Source organism: Vibrio ezurae NBRC 102218 (assembly GCF_000467185.1).
Lineage (GTDB): Bacteria > Pseudomonadota > Gammaproteobacteria > Enterobacterales > Vibrionaceae > Vibrio > Vibrio ezurae.
On the sequence record NZ_BATM01000027.1, the window covers coordinates 1 to 3,238 of the forward strand.

General features: G+C 48.3%; 2 protein-coding genes. Both read left to right on the forward strand.

The window, feature by feature from the left end:
* The coding region (locus tag VEZ01S_RS10000; RefSeq protein WP_156896013.1) for an Ig-like domain-containing protein at positions 1-2,991 on the forward strand (2,991 nt) is incomplete at its 5' end.
* On the forward strand, positions 2,897-3,238 hold a 342-nt coding region (locus VEZ01S_RS16755), incomplete at its 3' end, for a hypothetical protein (protein WP_021713925.1). The genes VEZ01S_RS10000 and VEZ01S_RS16755, both read left to right, overlap by 95 nt.

Genomic DNA, 3,238 nt, shown 5'->3' on the forward strand with positions numbered 1-3,238 from the left:
GTGAAAGCCGATGGTAGCTTCACGACAACCGTCGATTTAACGGCAGGTAACTTTACCGATGGCGAACTATCGGTCACGGCATCTTCAACAGATAAAGCCGGCAACACAGCGACCTCCACATCCACGCACAGCACATTAGATACAGGTATTGCTTCTCCAACCGTTAGCTTTGCAAGCACAGGCAAAGATAGCATTTATAACAGTGCTGAAGTTGGACCTGGTGGCACAGTGACGGCGACTATCACTCCTAATACAGATGCGAAGGTAGGCGATACTCTGACCTACACTGTAGCCAGCGGAGTGAAGCAAGCACATACACTGACTGCGACAGATTTAACTCAAGGCGTAGATATTGAAGTTCGCCCAGGAGATACAGTTACGGCTACGGTTACCGATGCTGCGGGTAACATTTCAAAGGATGCATCTGCAACAGCAGCAGGATCAGATCTTGTCGTCAGTACTCCTACAGTTGATTTGAATGCGACTTCTGATACGTACGGCATAAATACTGCGGGTACTGATACGGACAATATCACCAAGGATACAAACCCGACCTTTACATTAAATGGTATTGATACTGATGCTACTTCAGTAGAAGTGTTTGTTGATGGCAAGTCTGTAGGCAATGCAGTGCACTCTGGCACCGATTGGACGTTCACAGCGGCTCATCTAGCTGATGGCGATTATAAAATCACTGCTAAGGTGACAGATTCTGCAGGGAATACGAGTAATAGTTCCCCTGAGCTGACGGTCACTGTTGATACAGATATCAATCCAGTCACGCTTACACTTCAAAACAGTAGTAATTCGGGTGATAAAACGGATCATCTTACTCATGGTGAAAACTTTAATGATAAGAAGCACCCGGGGCAGGGGGATTTGATCTTTGACCTCAGTGCTGTCGATAAAGACATTGATCCGTCCAATGGTGGGGTTGTTGTTAAAGATGCTACTGGTCATGAAGTTGCAGGTAGCTTTATACCGGTTAATGGTCAGTGGGAATTCCATACTACTACCTCTGAATTACCAGATGGCGATCACACACTTCACACCGTTGTAACAGATATGGCAGGAAACAGTGTTGAAGGTGCTTCAACTTTAGTTGCCGTTGACACAAGTGCATCTGCCACTATCTCTGTTGGAAGCATTAATAGTGGTAATCCAATCAACGAGGTGGATGCCCAAGGTAAAATTCAGGTATCAGGCACGGTTGGCGGAGATGCTAGTGTGGGTGATCACGTTAGCATTGAGATCAACGGTCATACGCACAACAATGTGTTGGTTGAAAAAGGCAATGTCTTTAATTTAGATGTTGATGGCCGTGAGTTCACGACAGATATTAATGGTCAAACGGTCACATCGAGTGAAGTGAAAGCAACGGTCACAGGTACAGATGCTGCGGGTAATTTGTTTACGGCAACGAACCATACGCCAGCAACGGCCGGTGGCACACCAGTACATAATGGTCAATTCAGTGTTGATACACATGCAGGCACAATAGCAGTCGACACTGGCCTCACAGTCAATACAGATGACGTCTTAAACCTTGCAGAGCAAGGGCAAGACTTGGTCATTAGTGGCAGCACAACAGGCATTGAAGACGGCCAGCACGTCACTGTGGAGTTCAATGGTCATAAATACGGCGACGCGGCTTCAGGTGCACCTATTGAAGTACACGGCAACCAGTGGACATTGACTGTGCCCCATGCCGATCTTGTTGGCATTAAAGATGGCGCATCACTTGATATCACCCCTTCAGTCAGTGATGCAGCAGGCAACCCTGCGACTGTAACTGACGGTCATTTAACAACGGATTTGCATGCAGATGCAGGTATCAGCATTAATAGCATCAATGGTGGAACCACCATTAATGCGGGCTTTACTGGCGACCAAAGTGGCAACCTTGCGGTCACGGGTACAGTCAGTGGTGATGCTAAAGAACACGATCCTGTAGTATTGGTAGTCAATGGTCATCAGTTTACGGGGGAAGTGGACGCTACCGGTCAAGGTTTCTCTATAGACGTTCCAGTCAGCGAATTTAAAGCTGGGTCAGGAGAGGTGCAAGCGCGAGTTTCAGTGACAGATGCAGCAGGTAACACGGCTTCAGCCTATAACAATGGTCAATCTGCATTTACTCAAGCGATATCAGGTACAGCGCCAGTGGGTCCGACTTCAAGTGCGACACACAATGGCCAATTCAGTGTCGATACGCAAGCAGGCACTATTGCAGTCGATCATCACCTTACGTCCCTGAAGTCCGATGACATTGTCAATGCCATTGAGCATGGTCAAGAGTTGGTTTTATCGGGTATCACCACCGGTATTGAAGCTGACCAAGAGGTGACGGTTCACTTTAATGGTCACGATTACACGGCCAAAGTGGTGTTAAATTCCGGTAGCCAGACTGATGGCACGTGGCAGGCAACCGTGCCGACTGCGGATGTGGCTCATCTTATTGATGGTAGGGACTATCTTGTAACCGCAGAGGTCAGTGATAAAGCGGGCAATGCGGCGACAACGACAGGCACGGCCGAGTCTATTCATGCCGATTTACATGCGAACGCAGGGATTACCCTGAATAGCATCCATAATGGCGTAACCATTAATGCGGGCTTCACTGGCGACCAAAGTGGCAACCTTGCGGTCACAGGTACAGTCAGTGGTGATGCTAAAGAACACGATCCTGTCGTATTGGTAGTCAATGGTCATCAGTTTACGGGGGAAGTGGACGCTACCGGTCAAGGTTTCTCTATAGACGTTCCAGTCAGCGAATTTAAAGCTGGGTCAGGAGAGGTGCAAGCGCGAGTTTCAGTGACAGATGCAGCAGGTAACACGGCTTCAGCCTATAACAATGGATCAATCTGCATTTACTCAAGCAATATCAGGTTCAGCGCCAGTGGGATCGACTTCAAGTGCGACACACAATGGCCAATTCAGTGTCGATACGCAGGCAGGCACCATTGCAGTCAATACTGGCCTCACAGTCAATAAAGATGATGTCCTAAACCTTGCAGAGCAAGGACAAGACTTGGTCATTAGTGGTAGCACCAAGGGCATTGAAGACGGTCAGCACGTCACTGTGGAGTTTAACGGCCATAAATACGGCGATGCGGCTTCAGGTGCACCTATCGAAGTGCACGGCAACAAGTGGACATTGACTGTGCCCCATGCCGATCTTATTGGTATCAAAGATGGCGCATCACTTGAGATCGCCCCTTCAGTCAGCGATGCGGCAGGT